General features: G+C 49.1%; 13 protein-coding genes. 7 read left to right on the forward strand and 6 right to left on the reverse strand.

Annotated features, from left to right (window positions below):
- Positions 1-98 precede the first annotated feature (98 nt).
- Genes K7B07_RS00325 through K7B07_RS00335 form a run of 3 tightly spaced genes read left to right on the forward strand, consistent with a single transcriptional unit; the run spans position 99 to position 5605 of the window.
- Positions 99-1142 carry an efflux RND transporter periplasmic adaptor subunit gene (locus K7B07_RS00325; RefSeq protein WP_223706395.1) on the forward strand — a complete coding sequence of 348 codons (1044 nt, stop codon included), beginning with the start codon at positions 99-101 and terminating at the stop codon, positions 1140-1142.
- Positions 1143-1176: 34 nt separating this feature from the next.
- Entirely contained in the window at positions 1177-4293 is a 3117-nt protein-coding gene (locus tag K7B07_RS00330; protein WP_223706397.1) for an efflux RND transporter permease subunit, read from the forward strand.
- The gene (locus K7B07_RS00335; protein ID WP_223706399.1) at positions 4232-5605 is read left to right on the forward strand and encodes a TolC family protein; all 1374 of its coding nucleotides are present in this window, start codon (positions 4232-4234) and stop codon (positions 5603-5605) included. Before K7B07_RS00330 ends, K7B07_RS00335 begins: the two co-directional genes overlap by 62 nt.
- A 145-nt stretch (positions 5606-5750) precedes the next feature.
- Here K7B07_RS00335 and K7B07_RS00340 read toward each other — a convergent pair whose 3' ends face one another.
- Entirely contained in the window at positions 5751-6911 is a 1161-nt protein-coding gene (locus K7B07_RS00340; protein ID WP_223706401.1) for a Gfo/Idh/MocA family protein, read from the reverse strand.
- A gap of 199 nt (positions 6912-7110) precedes the next feature.
- Here K7B07_RS00340 and K7B07_RS00345 point away from each other — a divergent pair, with 199 nt between their 5' ends.
- Complete coding sequence (locus K7B07_RS00345; RefSeq protein WP_223706403.1) at positions 7111-8010, forward strand: L,D-transpeptidase; 900 nt, start codon at positions 7111-7113, stop codon at positions 8008-8010.
- Between the two features lie 228 nt (positions 8011-8238).
- Here K7B07_RS00345 and K7B07_RS00350 read toward each other — a convergent pair whose 3' ends face one another.
- The gene (locus K7B07_RS00350) at positions 8239-9279 is read right to left on the reverse strand and encodes a flavin reductase family protein (protein ID WP_223706405.1); all 1041 of its coding nucleotides are present in this window, start codon (positions 9277-9279) and stop codon (positions 8239-8241) included.
- A gap of 127 nt (positions 9280-9406) precedes the next feature.
- Here K7B07_RS00350 and K7B07_RS00355 point away from each other — a divergent pair, with 127 nt between their 5' ends.
- The gene (locus K7B07_RS00355) at positions 9407-10372 is read left to right on the forward strand and encodes a bifunctional helix-turn-helix transcriptional regulator/GNAT family N-acetyltransferase (RefSeq protein WP_223706407.1); all 966 of its coding nucleotides are present in this window, start codon (positions 9407-9409) and stop codon (positions 10370-10372) included.
- 80 nt (positions 10373-10452) lie between these two features.
- Positions 10453-10953: a hypothetical protein gene (locus tag K7B07_RS00360; RefSeq protein WP_223706409.1), complete on the forward strand. Its 501-nt coding sequence runs from the start codon at positions 10453-10455 to the stop codon at positions 10951-10953.
- A 19-nt stretch (positions 10954-10972) separates the two neighbouring features.
- Here K7B07_RS00360 and K7B07_RS00365 read toward each other — a convergent pair whose 3' ends face one another.
- The 3 genes from K7B07_RS00365 to K7B07_RS00375 all read right to left on the reverse strand — a co-directional run bounded on the left by K7B07_RS00365 (position 10973) and on the right by K7B07_RS00375 (position 13373).
- Complete coding sequence (locus tag K7B07_RS00365) at positions 10973-11866, reverse strand: sucrase ferredoxin (RefSeq protein WP_223706411.1); 894 nt, start codon at positions 11864-11866, stop codon at positions 10973-10975.
- 26 nt (positions 11867-11892) lie between these two features.
- Positions 11893-13080 (reverse strand): cupin domain-containing protein, encoded by a 1188-nt coding sequence (locus K7B07_RS00370; protein ID WP_223706413.1) that lies wholly within the window; start codon positions 13078-13080, stop codon positions 11893-11895.
- A gap of 83 nt (positions 13081-13163) precedes the next feature.
- Complete coding sequence (locus K7B07_RS00375; RefSeq protein WP_223706415.1) at positions 13164-13373, reverse strand: hypothetical protein; 210 nt, start codon at positions 13371-13373, stop codon at positions 13164-13166.
- Positions 13374-13613: 240 nt separating this feature from the next.
- Between K7B07_RS00375 and K7B07_RS00380 the strand changes: the two genes are divergently transcribed.
- Entirely contained in the window at positions 13614-13919 is a 306-nt protein-coding gene (locus K7B07_RS00380) for a hypothetical protein (protein WP_223706416.1), read from the forward strand.
- Positions 13920-13972: 53 nt separating this feature from the next.
- Here K7B07_RS00380 and K7B07_RS00385 read toward each other — a convergent pair whose 3' ends face one another.
- On the reverse strand, positions 13973-15646 hold the full coding sequence (locus K7B07_RS00385) for a glutamine--tRNA ligase/YqeY domain fusion protein (RefSeq protein WP_223706418.1): 1674 nt from the start codon (positions 15644-15646) through the stop codon (positions 13973-13975).
- Between the last annotated feature and the right edge of the window lie 39 nt (positions 15647-15685).

The following is a 15685-nucleotide window of genomic DNA, read 5'->3' on the forward strand; positions in this document are numbered from 1 at the left end:
ACGCTGAAAAAACTGCAATTTTACGCAAGGTTTTTGCCATAAAGGAGTCTCATAGATCTTATACGGATTATTTAATTATATAACTAAAAACCATTCATTTGAATAGGAATTTCAGCCCCTTGTTCTTTCTGCTGCTTGTAGTGAGTATGGTTGCTTGTGGTGAAAAGACAAAGGCGCCGCCCGCCGGTCAGAAAAGGAGCGCCGCTAAAGTAGACGGGTTCATTGTAAAAACAGAATCATTTGCAGAAAACATAGAAACACCGGGCACCATTGTCGCCAATGAGGTTACCGAGATCCACCCGGAGGTCTCCGGAAGAGTGGTTCAGCTTCATATCAGGGAAGGCCAGTGGGTGGCCAGGGGAACGGTATTGGCCAAAATCTACGACGGCGATCTTCAGGCCCAGCTGAAAAAACTGGAGACACAGCAGAAAATAGCAAAGGTCAATGAAGACCGGGCAAGGCAGCTGGTGGATATACAGGGTATCAGTAAACAGGATTATGATGCCAGCCTGCTCACCCTCCAGAACATCCAGGCGGACATCGCCCTGGTTCAGACAGAGATTTCCCGCACCGTTGTCCGCGCCCCGTTTGACGGAAAGATCGGCTTAAAAGCCATCAGCCCGGGAGCCTATGTAACGCCGCTCACTATTATTGCCACGATCAACCAGACCAGCACCATAAAAATTGATTTTGTCGTGCCCGAAAAATACACGGCGCAGATACATCCCGGCCAGGTGGTCGATTTTACCGTTGAGGGAACCAATACCACTTATACCGCAAAGGTTACTGCCACCGAGTCGAATGTTGCAGTTACCAACAGAAGCCTCACTGTACGCGGCGTGGTAACCGGCACAACCCAGGGATTGATCCCCGGGGCTTTTGCCAAGGTGAAGATCGGCTTTGCACCAAAAAGCAATGCCCTCTTTATTCCCACCCAGTCCATCCTGCCCACTGCCCGGGGCAAACAGGTGATCCTTGTTAACAATAGCAAGGCCATCTTTACCGATGTACAGACAGGAAGCAGGGACTCCGCAAGGGTGGAGATCACCAACGGACTGAAAACGGGTGATACCATCCTGGTGACCGGGGTAATGGCCACCAAGCCCAACTCCCAGGTGAGCATCAATAAAATAATTAATTGAAAAAGGTGATTGAATATCATCGAATACTTTACGGATGAATATTTCAGAGCTAAGTTTGAGACGGCCGGTGCTCGCCATCGTGATGAATGTGGTGATCATTGTGTTCGGGTTTATCGGGTTCAAGTTCCTGGGGGTACGGGATTACCCGGCCATCGATCCTCCCAACATCAGTGTGCGCACCACTTATCCCGGTGCCAATGCCGATATTATCGAAAGTCAGATCACCGAGCCGCTCGAGGATGCCATCAACGGCATTGCAGGCATCCGGAACATCACTTCCAGCAGCAGCAACGGGAGCTCCAATATCAATGTGGAATTTGAAGTAGGCGCCAACCTGGAAGCAGCAGCAAACGATGTACGTGATAAAGTATCTGCTGCGCAACGACAGCTCCCGCCCGACCTGGAAGAACCCTCTGCCGTTACCAAGGCCGATGCCAGCGCAGAACCGATCCTTTCCATGACGGTACAAAGCAGTACCAAAAACCCGCTGGAACTCACCGAATATGCTACCAACAATCTTGTCGACCGGTTGCAGACCATTCCCGGTGTGAGCAGTATCGACACCTGGGGAGAGAAACGTTTTGCCATGCGGCTGTGGCTGGATCCCAATAAAATGGCGGCGTTCAACATTACCTCCACGGACATACAGACCGCGCTCCAGCGGGAGAACATCGAGCTTCCGTCCGGAAAGCTGACAGGCGAAAATACAGAGCTGACCATCCGCACATTCGGCCGGCTGGATACCGAAGAAGAGTTTGAGAACATCATCATCAAGAACGACGGAGGTGCTGACATACGGGTCAAAGATGTAGCACATGTGGTACTGGGTCCGGAGAATGAAGAGTCGGCACTGAAGGAAAGTGCCATCCCCATGATCGCCCTGGCCATCATCCCGCAACCCGGGGCTAACTATGTTTCCATCTCGGAAGAATTTTACAAAAGGCTGGAGACAATAAAAAAAGAAGTTCCTTCAGATATCAAACTGAACATTGCGCTGGATCAGACCGAATACATCAAGAAATCGATCACGGAAGTGGAGGAAACCCTTTTTATTGCGATCGGCCTCGTGGTGATCATTATCTATCTGTTCTTCAGGGACTGGATCCTGTCGGTGCGCCCCCTTATCGATATACCCGTGTCGTTGATCGGAGCTTTTTTTATCATGTATGTGATGGGCTATACCATCAACGTGCTCTCCCTGCTGGCCATCGTGCTGGCCACCGGTCTGGTGGTGGATGATGGTATCGTGGTCACGGAAAATATCTTCAAAAAACTGGAACAGGGCATGAGCAAGCGCAAGGCCGCCCTGGAAGGATCGAAGGAGATTTACTTTGCGGTAATTGCCACTTCGATCACCCTCGCTGTGGTATTTATGCCGATCATCTTTCTCCAGGGTTTTGTGGGCAGCCTGTTCCGCGAATTCGGGATCGTGGTGGCCGGTGCGGTGCTGATCTCAGCCTTCGTATCCCTTACACTGACCCCGGTGCTGAACGTATTCCTTTCCAAAAAAAATGTACACAAGCACTCCTGGTTTTATAACAAAACAGAACCGTTTTTCCGGGGAATGGAGCAATACTATGAGCGATCATTAAAAGCATTCATGAAAGTGCGGTGGGTATCCTGGCTGATCGTTCTTGCCTGCTTTTGCATTATTGTGGTGATCGGCCGCAATATCCAATCCGAGCTTGCCCCTATGGAAGACAAGAGCCAGTTCCGGCTGAACCTTACGGCACCGGAGGGGACTTCCTTTTATGCGATGGACAAATATGTAGACAAAGTATCTCAGTTCCTGATCGATTCCGTTCCGGAAAAAGAGATCGTTCTTTCCATCACCGGTTCGCGGATGAGCGGCAATGCCAACTCGGGTATGGTGCGCGTGCGGCTGGTACCTCCTCACGACCGGGGACGCTCGCAGAAAGAGATCGTGGATTATGTGAACCGCCATGTATCAAAATACACAGAAGCAAGGGCCTTCGCCATACAGGACCAGACCATACAGGTGAACCGCCGCGGCGGACAGGATGTGCAGTTCGTCATCCAGAACAACGACTTTGAAAAGCTCTCCGAGATGCTTCCCAAATTTCTCGATGAATGCAATAAAAGCGATATCCTGCAACAGGTGGATGCCGACCTGAAATTCAACAAACCGGAAATAAGGGTGCATGTCGACCGGCTGAAAGCGGCACAACTGGGGATCACGGTGGGTGATGTATCCCAGGCACTGCAGACTGCTTACAGTAACCAGCGCCTGGGCTATTTTACCCGGAGCGGGAAACAATACCAGGTAATGGCGCAGGTGGACCGCATCGACCGGGATGACCCCAATGACCTGAAAAAAATATACGTCCGCAATAACCAGGGACAGCTGATCAGCCTGGACAATATTACCACCGCCGTGGAATCGACAACGCCACCGACGATCTACCATTTCAATCGTTACAAATCCGCCACCATATCTGCCGGTCTTACCGAGGGCCACACCGTGGGCGACGGGGTAAAGGAAATGAACCGGATCGCCCAGAAAATGCTGGATGAATCTTTTACCACTTCCCTCAGCGGTTCTTCGCGCGACTTTGCAGAAAGCAGCTCCAATACCAGCTTTGCCTTCCTGCTGGCCCTGGGCCTGATCTTTCTGATCCTTGCAGCGCAATTCGAAAGTTTTGTTGATCCTTTCATTATCATGATCACTGTACCTTTGGCCATGGCCGGGGCCCTTCTCTCCCTCTGGATCTTTGGCCATACACTGAATATTTTCTCCGAGATCGGGATGATCATGCTGATCGGACTGGTGACCAAGAACGGGATCCTGATCGTGGAGTTTGCCAATCAGAGTCGAAAGAAAAATATGAACAAGACCGACGCGGTGATATTTGCAGCGGGGCAGCGTTTACGGCCTATTTTAATGACCAGCATGACCATGGCGCTAGGTGCCCTGCCCATTGCCCTCTCGCTGGGGGCGGCGGCCACCAGCCGGATCCCGCTGGGAATCGTTATTGTAGGCGGGGTTATTTTTTCACTGATACTCACGTTGTATGTGATCCCCGCCATTTACAGCTATTTGTCGGCCAATAAAAAGAATAAAGAATTTGATGAAGAACTTCGCCTGGAAGAAGCCAGACAACCGTTACTCGATGAAGAAAAGACTTCCTAAAATAATAGCAACCCTTTTTGCCTTCCCGGCATTTGCCATCAACGCCGGGGCACAGCGGCTTCTGACCCTGGAAGAAGCCATTGCTACTGCGTTGATGAATAACTACCAGATCCAGTTGTCGCGGAATGATTCCATGATCGCCGCTATCGATTACAGTTACCGGAATATGGTATTCCTTCCCACATTAAACGGGAATGCCGGACTTACCAATACCAATAATAATCAAAAGCAGACCCTTGCAGACGGAACCGAACGCAAGTCGAACAATATCCGCAGCAACAATGTGCAGGCCAATGTAAGTCTGAACTGGGTACTGTTTGACGGGTTGAAGATGTTTGCTACGCGCGATAAGGCCACAGCATTGCTGGAAGCCGGTGAATACAGCGCCAGGGAACAGATCGTAAACACCATCGCCGCCGTGATCACCAATTATTATGCGATCGCAAGAGTAAAGCAACAGATCACCGCTACCGATGTACAGATCGGTCTGAACCAGGAACGGGCCAAACTGGCACAAAACAAGCTTGACATCGGCACCGGCGCAAAACCGGATGTACTTCAAAGCAAAGTGGACCTCAACAGCCAGAAATCGCTGCGGATGCAGCAGGAGGTACAGGTGGCACAGCTTAAAGAACAGCTGGCACAGGCGATGAACAGCCAGATCAGCGGAGCTGCCTTCGACATACCGGATACGATCCCGCTGAATAACGACCTCGTGCTGGGAAATATCCTGGAAGATATCGAGCAAAGCAATCCCACCCTTCAGCTGGCAAAATCAAGGATCAGTATTGCACAATACACACTGAAAGAAAGCAGGGCCGGACTTTATCCCACGCTTTCCTTCAACTCCATGTACAATTTTACACGGACGGAAAATAAAAAAGTGATCAACCCGTTCTCCACCCTGTTCAATCAAAGTCACGGGTACAATTACGGCCTTACCGCAAGCATTCCCATATTCAACCAATCGATAGCAAGGCGGGATATTAAGCAAAGCCAGTGGGGACTGAAAATGGAGGAGCTGAATTACGACAACCAGCTGTCACTCCTTCATCTGAACGTTGTTAATTCCTACAAGAATTATGATCAGCAGAAACGTGCATTAAAACTGGAAGAGGAAAACATCGAGCTGGCAAAAGAAAATGTGGACATTGTGTTCCGGACCTACAAACTGGGAATGGCCACCCTGGTACAGCTGCGGGAAGCACAACTGAGCCTGGCGCAGGCTTACGACCGCCTTATTGAAGCGCGGTACAATACCAAGCTGTCCGAAACCGAGCTCATGCGTCTTAAAGGAGATATTATAAAATAGGGAGCTGCGTTATACGCGTCAGCGATCAGCAGTCAGCTATAAGCCATCAGCGGTCAGCCGCCGGATCTGTATTCGTTGGATCACCGGCAACTGACCGCCAAAAGCCAGATTCATCTCACCTCCCGCTTCTCACTTCATCTTCCCCTCAAACCACAAAATCCCACCATTTCTGGTCCGATTGCGCAGAGGCCACTACGTTATCGATAAATGCCATCCCGCGTACCCCGTCATCCACGGAAGGGAAATCAAGACTTTCTTTTGAAGGTGTTTCATGATTCAGTTTTGCCTGCAGGGCCGTTGCAAAATTGCGGTAATGATTGGCAAACGCTTCCAGGTATCCCTCCGGATGCCCTCCCGGTGTGCGGCAATTGTGTTTCGCATAATCACCGAGATAGCCGTTCCCTGCGCGGTATACCTGTGTCGGCGCATCCAGCCATTTCACCAGTAAGGTGTTGGGTTCCTGCTGATGCCATTCCAGTCCGCCGTTTTCTCCATAAATTTTAATCTCCAATGCATTTTCTTCACCGGCAGCCACCTGGCTGGCAATGAGCACCCCGGAAGCGCCCTGGTCAAATTTCAACAGTACGGCGCCGTCGTCATCCAGGTTACGTCCCTCCACGATCGTATTCAGATCCGCACAAAGCTTAGAGATCTTCTGACCGGTGATATATTCCGCAAGGTTGGCTGCATGTGTGCCGATATCTCCCATACACCCACTCTTCCCGCTTTTTGTCGGGTCTGTCCGCCATGCTGCCTGCGCATTTCCTTCACGTTCAGACAAACGGCTTAACCAGCCCTGCGGGTATTCTACGTATACTTTTCTTATTTTACCAAAGGCCCCTTCCGCTACCATCTGCCGCGCCTGCTTTACCATCGGATAACCGGTATAGGTGTGCGTAAGACACAACATCAACCCGGTCTCCTTCACCTTTTGCTGCAATTGCTTTGCTTCATCCAGGCTGAACACCATCGGCTTTTCGATAACCACATTAAAGCCATGCTCCAGCGCCATCATTGCCGGGGCAAAGTGTACGAAGTTGGGCGTAACAATCGAAACAAAATGGATGCGCTTGTCTTCCGGCAGCTGGCTTTCCTTCTTGATCATTTCTTCGTAACTCAGGTAAGTACGGTCTTCGGGCAGAAAGAGCATCTCGCCGGAGGCGCGGGCTACATCCGGATGCACGCTGAGTGCACCGCAGCTCAGTTCGATCAGTCCGTCCATATTCAGCGCCAGGCGGTGTACGGCTCCGATAAAAGCGTCCTTACCACCGCCGATCATACCGACACGCAATTTTTCTCTTTTCATATAGTGATTTTTATTTAAAATGTATGGTTACGAATATACAGATTTCTGATCTAAAAGCAGGAGCGCGGAAGAAGTGCCCTGCTGCCGGTCGCAGGCTGCAGTAGCTGTGCTGTTACCGGGGTAGCGGACCATAAAGATTTAAAGCATCGCTTTTCGTCTGTAATTTTTTTTGCCGATATTGCAGTTTAATTGATCTGAAATGAACCCTAAATACCTGACTGCTTTTATCGTTGGTATTACTTTTTTTGCATGCCGGCAGCCGGAGCAGCGACCTTCCGGAAACAATCCGCCGGTTCTGAAAGATACCACTGTAAAAGAGCAGCCGGTACCCGAACCACCCCGGGTCACCTACCACTTTATTAAAAAAAAGGAATGGCAGTCTGCAAAGGACAGTTTTGAAGGTGCCCGCCACCTTGACATTTTAAACGCTGTCAACCGCACAGATTCCGTGCATCTCCTGCGGCTGGACAGTATCCTGGTACCCAGCGATTATTCGCTGCCCCTGAATGCCTACCTGCCTTTCCCTACAGAAGTACCGTTTCTCAAAGAGGTAAAAAAGATCATCGTGTTCTCATTGCCGGCACAGGTATTTGCTGCTTATGAGAACGGCAGCATGGTTTTGACCGGCCAGACCAACACCGGGCGAAAAACAAAGCCCACTCCTCCCCGCCTGTATTTCACCAATTGGAAGGCACGTCAAACCACCAGTACCGTAGATGACGAATGGATCTTAAAATGGAATTTCAATGTACACAATACCTGGGGCATCGGTTTTCACCAATATGCGTTGCCGGGTTACCCTGCCTCACACAGTTGTATGCGGCTGCAGGAACGTGATGCGCGGTTTTTATATGGCTGGGCCGACCAATGGCTGCTGAAAAACAATCAGCTGCTTGCAGCCGGCACACCTGTTGTGGTATTTGGACAATATCCCTTCGGACAACCCAAACCCTGGTACCGCCTGGTACAGGACCCCGCCGCACTTACTATTTCAGCCGACAGTTTAAAGAACCGTGTTGCACCCTGGTTGCCCGAAATACTGAAAAAACAACAGCAGCGGGATTCGCTGTTGCAAAGCACTGCAGTAGCCGCAAAATAATACAGTACCACCCCGGAGGGAATATCCGTTTAAATAGTAGCTGTAAAAAAAGTTGAAAAAAAGCAGTTAGCCCGGGTCGCTTTTAAGCATTTTTAGAAATAGTCAATGTTTCTCGCGAGCGTATATTAAAGTTAGAGCTTAAAAAAATGTTAATTAAGCAAATTCGATAAACCCGCCATTTTCTTCGCCGAGTACTGGAGTTTTTTCGCCGAAATCAAAAACATGGTTTCAAAAAACAACTATTGCATCTCCACCCACCGGGTATCCCTGGCAGGTAAGTACCCGGCCTGCAGCCACCTCCTCTTCTGTCAGTACCTCATTGTAGGCCATCCATATATTTCCCGAGGTACAGGTGGCTACACAACTCCCGCATTGCCCCGATTCGCAACTGTAAGGCAGTGTGATGCCGGCTTTCCTCGCTGAAGCGGTGATGGCGAGAGGATACTGCACTTCCAGTTCATACACGGTGCCTCCTACATGAAGCGTTACCAGGTGGGCATCCAGGTCCGGCGGTTTGGGTTTTACCAGGCGGGGCAACGGATAAAAATCCTCCTTGATGATCTGTCTGCCCGATACGCCATTACTTTTTAAAGAGATCCCCGCCATCAGCATATAGTCATAGGGGCCGCAAACATAGAACAGCGTCTGCTTCCGGAGGTCTTCCGGTAAATGGCTTTCCACAAAATGGGTCAGCACCCAATGACTCAGGCGCTTTTGCAATACTTCAGGATGATTGCTGAACATAAAACGGATCAGCAACCGGTCGGCATAGGTCTCCCGGAGTACCTTTAGCTGCTCGTAAAAAATCGTATCCGTTTCCGAGCGGTTGCTGTACAACAACACCACCTGCGCGGTAGTGGTCTTCAGCAGCGTTTTGATCAGCGAAAAGCAAGGCGTGATCCCGCTGCCAGCGGCCAGGAAACAGAAGCGTTTTCCTTTTATATCGCCCGGCAATACAAAGAACCCGCTGATACCGGAGGTTTCCAGCACATCTCCCACCCGGGCCCTGTAAATAAGATACCGGCTGAATTCCCCATTATCCAGTTTCTTTACCGTAAAAGAAAGTGCTTCACCGGCAGCAGGACTGGAAGATATGGAGAAGGAACGCCGCTGTTCACCCAGATGATTATAAAAAATAAGGGTAAGGAACTGACCGGACTGATACACAGCCTCCCATCCCCCCAGGGGCTCCACAACGAAAGTTTTGGCATCCGCCGTTTCAGGTATGATTTTTACGATCCTGAGCTTTTTGATCACTGCATTATTCATCCCGCTAAATGTACTAAATATCTTCCTTCAGGAATGACTTTAAACCCCGCTGCGCAATTAAAAAAAACAATTGCCGGTCGGTATCAAAAAGAGTTTTATATTTGCATAACCAGTTATGTAATTAATTATGGAAAAAGAATTTTACCGCCTTACAGGCAAAATGGCACTGGGCAGCCGGTTACGGGTACTGGCTGCTGTATTTACGGAAGATGCCGAAAAGATCTATGAGCAGAACCGGATCCCGCTGAAAGCAAAATGGTTCCCCGTTTTTTATATGCTTTCCAACAAAGAGGAAAAGACCATTACAGAGATCGCCCAGGAGATCGGCCATTCACAGCCTTCGGTCAGCAGGATCGTCCGCGAAATGACCGCAAAGGGGCTGATCACGGAAAACAAAAAAGCCGGCGACAGGCGGCAAACCATTGTGGCATTATCTGCAAAAGGCAACAGCCTTATTCCGCAGGTGCTGGATCAGTGTACAGATGTGAATAGTGCGGTGGAAGTACTGGCCGGCGAAGCAGTACACGATCTGTGGGAGGCCATCGAGGAATGGGAATTTCTCCTGGAACAGAAATCCCTGTCGCGCCGCGTGCTGGAGCAAAAGAAGCTGCGGGAAAGCGGGCAGGTGCGTATCGTTGACTATGAGCCGAAATACAAAACCGTATTCCGCAAACTGAACGAGGCATGGATATCACAACATTTCGAAATGGAAACAGCCGACGTCCGCGCACTGACGCACCCCGAAAAATACATCCTCGGTAAAGGGGGTACGATACTGGTAGCCCTTTATAATAATGAACCGGTAGGCGTATGTGCGCTTATAAAAATGTATGATCCCGACTATGATTATGAAATGGCGAAGATGGCCGTTTCTCCCGCAGCACAGGGAAAGAACATCGGGAAGCTCCTGGCGGATGCCATCATTGGGAAGGCAAAGAAGGCCGGCGCATCCAAACTTTACCTCGAAAGCAACACCCGCCTAAAACCTGCCATCAGCCTCTATTACAAGCTGGGCTTTAAAAAGATCACCAACCGGCCCAGTCCTTATAAGCGGGCTAATATCCAGATGGAGCTGGATCTCAGATCGCTCTGAGAAGTACTGCCGGCGGGCAATGATAACCACTGTAATTACCGGCCGGAATCGAGTATATTTAACAGTTCAATCATACAGGTATGAAACCACTTTTCCTGCTCCTGCTTTATTTTGTACCGCCGGTGCTTTATGCCCAGCAGGACACCGCTTACAGGAACCGGGTTGAATTTCTGATTGATACAATCGAGAACAGCGGCGCGCTCACTAAACATGAAATAAAACGAGGGGGGATAGTATACGGCTGCTGGCTGTACAAAAACAGTTTATTCAAAATAAAAAAGCACTGGTCGGAAAAGACTGCTGAGAATAACGTTCTCGAAAACGATCTCCAGTATTATCTCGATAAAGGAAAATTGATAAAGGCTTTTGAGCGCGAGGTCTTGTTGGTAAATGGGAACCGCGATGACGTGAGTGTATGGAGCGCTACTACCTATTTTAAAAACGGGCAGCTGTATTATATCACTTCATTGGGCCATGGCAAAACGGAAGATGAGCAGTACGATATGGAAAAAGAAACCCTCAAAAATTTTCAGCAGTTGAAGGCAATCCTCCGGAAGCAATTAAAACAGCAGCAAAAGTAACCGCTCCGGTCCTGCTTCTTTACAGACGGGTAAACGTTTCCAGCAGGTATTTGGTAACATTGCCGGGTTTCTGGGCCTTACAGGTAAGGTAGTACGGATAAGGGATAACCTTCTTAAACAGGGAAAGCCGGTATTGCGTTTCGTTTACCGTAACGGTAAAGTTAAAATGTTCCCTCGCCTCTTCATGCGCGTCGATACGAAATCCGAAATCGATGGAAAAATCGCGCAGCTGCTCCCTGAGATAGCATTCAACCGACTGATGCAGGAACGAACGGGTGGAAAGCCCCCGGTAATTCTCGTAATGGATCCGCCGGAGCTCAGTTGCATCCAGGATGGCATCCACATCTTCCACCATCACACGTCCGTAGTAAATACCAAAGGGCATGCACACCGCATTGGCGGCAAAGCGGTCGCCGCCCACATGGGTGCTTTCAAAAACGGTTACGGCCTTGTCGTGATTTTCGATGAACTTAAAGACCGGGAAACCGAACTTGGAACAACACTTATCCTTTTTACCGTTGGTGCATACCACAAAAAACGGATCGGTCTCCCATATAGCGTCCGGGTTATTGATATAATATTCCAGCCGGATGGCCGCCACGTCCGCGAGTGTTGAATGCAGGGTCAGGTACCGTTGCTGCAGGCAATCGACATAGATCAGCCGGCAACTCTTAAAATCCGTTTTGCGGTTACGGATCAGCAGCAGCTTGGCCTTTCTTTTCTTCGCCAGATCCTGAAGCCCTGCAATAAAATGCGGATCGAAATGGGCCTGATCGATTTTTTCCGGGAACGGATCACTGTGCTCCAGCAGGATAAAGCCATTATAATTGGCAGCCGACCCGTGTATTTCTTCTTTAAAATAACGGGATGCAGCGCTGCAAAAAAAAACGTGCCGGGTGCCTGCCTTGTTCAATGAAATGATTTTAATTTTTAGTATGATTAAACGGACCGGGCAAAAACCACACCTTCCCGGATCAGTTGCGTAACCGCTGCCTTTTTTACTTCCTCCGGCTGATCGCCCGGCAGGCCGGCTATGGTAAACGCCTCCGCATCAAATATATAATCTATTACCGGTTTTAAAGAACCGTTAAAGGAAATTGTTTTTCCAAAACATTTTACAAAACACTGACCATTCTCCTCCCCTCTTTCATAAAACACGTTCCGGTTCAGTTGCAGTACCGCATCATTTTGCAGTTCTTTCAGACCAAGCAGGCTGTCGAAATAATGATGCACCTGCTGTGGCTGCATTTTCTGATACTGGTTGTTCAGCTTTTCCAGGGCAGCAGCGGAATGGAGCCCGCTCAGCGTTTCTTTTAACAGCGCTGTTTTTTCCCTGATCAACGCATCCAGATCATCCCGCCAGAAAGGAACCGCTTCCCGGAAACTTTTTTCGGCTTCCAGTTGTGTCAGCAGTTCAGCAAAATACCGTACCCATGTAAACGAGAGGATGCCGATGGTAATATGCGCCGAGATCCCGTCGTCGGCCACTGCATCATGCACGTAACCCCGCGGCACATATAAGAAATCACCGGGCCGCAGCTGCAAGGTTTGTTCCGGCTCCTTGTTGTATCCTTTGCTTACAAACCCCTGGCTCTTTGTGGGCAGTTCTTTTTCAAACCCATACAGGTGCCAGGTTTTGGTACCTGATATCTGAAGTACAAATACATCATGTGTATCCCAGTGCGGGTTGAACCCCTGCGACTTATCGGGAGTGATATAAAGGTTCGCCTGTACCGGAGAATTGAATTGCTGCGAAAGCGCCATACAACAGGCTGACAGCTGATCGAAATAACGCTGCCCTGCCTGAACCACCAGTGTGGCACCACTATTAAACAGCGCAAACGCCTTTTCGGTATGAATAATCCCGTCCTTTTTGTGATGCCCGATCGGCACGCCTTTCAGGGTATATTCACCCGAAGGAAGCTCTTTCCCGTTTTTCACGATACGCAATGAAGGATAAAAAATATCCTGCCGGTCGAGAAAGGCCGATATTTCCGAAGCGGTCAATACCGGATCATAATAGGAAGGATCATTACGGGGAACATGCAGCAGTTTTTTTTCATGATAAGTATTGAAGAATGCTTCTACAGAACAGGGTGCTATGATTTTATCAAAAAAATCGGTCATATGTATTAAGTGGTTTTGAGATACAAGATAACAAAAAAAGCCGCAGCATATGCCGCAGCTTTTTCAACTAATTACCTACTGAATCAGGCATTGTCTGATCCGTCTGCATCACTGCCGTCGCCGTCAGCACCACCATCACCATCTGCACCGCCATCACCGTCAGTAGCATCCGATCCGTCGCCATCGCTGCCGTCGCCATCTGCACCATCACCATCCATTTCCGAATAGTGCTGGTCTTCCGAACGGGTCACCTGTAATTCATCCTCGTTTAATAAAAATTCGTTTAATTCCATAATCAAAGTTTAAAAATTTTAGAAATCGTTTACTAAAGTAAGTTAGCTAATTTTCATCAGATTTCCAGCGCCCCTGTTAAATTTAATAGATCATTAATACCCGGGGCTCGGGTTCCTTTTCCATAGCATCCGTGCCAAAAAAGATTATTAAGATTATCACAAATTTGTATCGGGACCCCTCCTCAAAAAGACACGGGAGGGTTTTCTTACTACCTTAACAGCTGCTTAAATCTTCGTTCCATGAAAACGGATCCTCAAAAATCACCGCATATACTCAACGCAGCGTCCAACCTGACAGGCATTTGTTTTATCCTCATTACATCGCTTCGCATTTTCGGCAATAAGGGAGAACGTACGGTAATGGATGAAGTGGCGGCGGTTGCCATCCTGTTTTTCATGACCAGCTGTATCCTTTCTTTTCTTTCGATGCGGTCTTCCGGCCTGCGAAGCAACAAGCTTGAAACCTGTGCCGACTATCTGTTCCTTACAGGACTGGGATTGCTGTTCATCACCACTATCCTGTTTGTATTTAACATCATCCCGTAGAAGATCCGGCTGTCAGTTCTGCCGGGAATACAGACGGGTAGCGGGCTGCCCTGTTATTTCCCGGTCTTTGCCCAGCTGTCCTTTAAGGTTACCGTGCGGTTAAAAATGAGTTGCTGACCTGTACTGTCCGGATCGAGTGTGAAATACCCTTTACGCAGAAACTGGAAACGATCACCGGTTGCCGCTTCTTTTAAGGCAGGCTCTGCCAGGGCATTTTCCACCACCTTCAGTGAATGCGGATTGATATAGTCTGTAAAAGCGCCTTCGGCGTTGCCGGGATCCTCCACGGTAAACAGCCGGTCGTATTCATTGATCCGGATGGGGAAACAATCCTTTGCATTCACCCAGTGAAGCGTGCCTTTTACGTTGATCCCGGAATTGTCTTCCCCGCTCTTGCTATTGGCAAAATAAGAACAGTTCAGCTGGGTGATATTACCGGCGGCATCCTTGATCACTTCATCACACTGGATGATATAAGCGCTTTTCAGGCGGACCTGCTTACCCGGTGCCAGGCGGAAATATTTTTTTGGTGCCTCTTCCATAAAATCGTCGCGCTCTATATACAGCTCGTTGCTGAAGGCGATCGGACGTGTTCCTGCTTCCGGGTCCTCAGGGTTATTTTCAGAATGCAGCAACTCTCCTTCATTTTCATAGTTGGTAATGACCACTTTCAGCGGATCAAATACCACCATCCGGCGGAGTGCTATCTTATTCAGATGTTCGCGCGCACAGAATTCCAGCACGGCCGCATCCACCATATTGTCCCGTTTTCCCACACCAATGCGCTCACAATAATCCCGGATGCTTTCCGGGGTGTACCCTCTTCTCCTCAGGCCCGCAATAGTGGGCATCCGCGGATCATCCCATCCCGAAACATATTTTTCATTCACCAGCTGCAAGAGCTTGCGTTTGCTGGTAAGGGTATGGCTCAGGTTCCTGCGCGCAAATTCATATTGCCGGGAAGGATAGATCTCCAGCTTTTCGATCAGCCAGTCATATACTTCCCGGTGCGGTACAAATTCCATGGTGCAAACAGAATGCGTGATATGCTCGATAGAATCACTCTGTCCGTGCGCAAAATCGTACATCGGATAAATAGCCCATTGATCGCCGGTACGGTGATGGCGGGCATGTTTGATCCGGTACAGAATAGGATCACGCATGATCATGTTGGAAGATCCCATATCTATTTTGGCGCGCAGCACTTTTTCACCGTCTTTAAACCTGCCTTCGCGCATTTCTTCAAACAAACGAAGGTTTTCCTCAACGGTCCGCTCCGCATACCGGTTCCTGTGGCCGGGCTGTATGGGTGTTCCCTTTTGTTCTGCGATCTCCTCACTGGTGCTGTCATCTACATAGGCCAGCCCTTTTTTTATCAGATCGATCGCATAGGTATAAAGTTGTTCAAAATAATCGGATGCATAAAATTCATTGGCCCAATTGAATCCCAGCCATTGTATGTCCTTTTTTATCCCGTCCACATATTCCGTTTCCTCTGTTACCGGGTTGGTATCATCAAACCGGAGGTTGGTGGCACCTCCAAACCGCTGGGTAAGACCGAAATTCAGACAAATACTGCTGGCATGACCAATATGCAGGTAGCCATTCGGTTCCGGCGGGAACCGTGTCATAATACTTTTATATTTCCCTGCTGCCAGATCCGCTTCCACGATCTCTTCCAGGAAATTCAGCCCCTTTTTCTCTTCTGTTTTATTTGCTTCCGTCATAAAATTCTTCAATTCTGCCTGTAAAGGTACTTAATTGTC

It is taken from the genome of Niabella beijingensis, assembly GCF_020034665.1.
Classification (GTDB): domain Bacteria; phylum Bacteroidota; class Bacteroidia; order Chitinophagales; family Chitinophagaceae; genus Niabella; species Niabella beijingensis.